General features: G+C 38.4%; 2 protein-coding genes and 1 pseudogene. All 3 read right to left on the reverse strand.

From position 1 onward, the window contains the following. Positions 1-51: 51 nt before the first annotated feature. The 3 genes and pseudogenes from B154_RS33500 to B154_RS32865 all read right to left on the reverse strand — a co-directional run bounded on the left by B154_RS33500 (position 52) and on the right by B154_RS32865 (position 895). Complete coding sequence (locus B154_RS33500; RefSeq protein WP_018616909.1) at positions 52-204, reverse strand: hypothetical protein; 153 nt, start codon at positions 202-204, stop codon at positions 52-54. Between the two features lie 102 nt (positions 205-306). Beyond that, positions 307-486: pseudogene (locus B154_RS33740) on the reverse strand (Ig-like domain-containing protein); the annotation flags it as partial. After that, positions 425-895 carry an Ig-like domain-containing protein gene (locus tag B154_RS32865; RefSeq protein ID WP_018616910.1) on the reverse strand — a complete coding sequence of 157 codons (471 nt, stop codon included), beginning with the start codon at positions 893-895 and terminating at the stop codon, positions 425-427. The gene B154_RS32865 and the pseudogene B154_RS33740, both read right to left, overlap by 62 nt. Positions 896-1,189: the final 294 nt, after the last annotated feature.

A 1,189-nucleotide genomic window follows, 5' to 3' on the forward strand; every position in this document is an offset into this window, starting at 1 on the left:
AAGGATGTTTGCTCAGGGGACTAGGTCGGTTTTTTTGCTTTCGTTTTTCTGTCATCCTATATTGTATTGCTGTAAAGCTATTTTAGGACTATACACAGCTTCCAGCGGAATGGGGTGGTCAATTTCACCGGAATCTCCACTCAGCTTTCTATTTGCAACTAATTTGTTGGTTACAATTGTTTCATTTATCACAGTAATTGTCACATCCTTAGATGTAGCTGATAAACCATTAACGTCAAAAGCTTTAGCTGTAATGTTGTAAGTACCTGCCGGTACATTAGTCCATGAATAAGTATATGGATAAATGTATCCAGTCTTTAATAAAGTTGAACCGTGATAAAACTCTACTTTACTTATTCTGTCATTGGGATCTTTTGCTTTCGCAATTAAATGAATAGTTGCGGGTCCGGTATAGGTTGTATCATTAACAGGATTTATAATACTTACAACTGGCGGTACATTTTCCTCTACTACCGATACATTTATTTATAGTGTTTGATGTAGCTACGTTGCCACTGTTATCATAAGCTTTTGCGGTAAGAGTGTAATTACCTAAGGGGACATTGTCCCATAAAAATCCGTAAGGAGATACAGTTTCAGTATGAAGGAGAGTGGTGCCATTATAAAATCGAACCTTGGTTATTCTACCAGCTTCATCAGTTGCTGTAGCATTCAGTTTAATTCTTGCCGGGGCAGAATACTTTACGATGTTGTATAGTATAGAAAGATTTAGAGTTAGTGGCTTTGTTTCTACATAGTCAGAGCCTTGCCCTCGAATATTCGCAGTTACATATATGTTTCCGAAGTGGTCTAAAGCCAGACCTATATTAACAGCGTAACTATAAGTTTTTTCCCAAAGTTGATTTCCCGACTTATCATACTTAATGAAAAACATTTTAGGTTTACCAGTATTGTATGGCGGAACACTGGTCGCGCAACATAGACGTTTCCCCAACCATCTACAGCAATTGAAGGCCAATGGCCCCATCCCCTCTCCGGGTTGTTATACCCTCTTGCCCAAATTTCCGTTCACATCTTGTCATATTTTATTGTGACAAAGTCTCCATAATGTCCTTTGTCAACTCTATAGCCTCTTAAATAGAGATTACCAGAAGCATCAAGGGTGAAGGAAGGAGTATTAAACTCGAGACCATTTCCTACGCCGGTAAACCTTTTTACCCAAAGTTCA

Source organism: Segetibacter koreensis DSM 18137 (assembly GCF_000374045.1).
Classification (GTDB): Bacteria; Bacteroidota; Bacteroidia; order Chitinophagales; family Chitinophagaceae; genus Segetibacter; species Segetibacter koreensis.

Bases quoted from the DNA above. Each gene is read 5' to 3' on its own strand.
- B154_RS32865 (WP_018616910.1), bottom strand. From the start codon at position 895: ATGTTTTTCATTAAGTATGATAAGTCGGGAAATCAACTTTGGGAAAAA.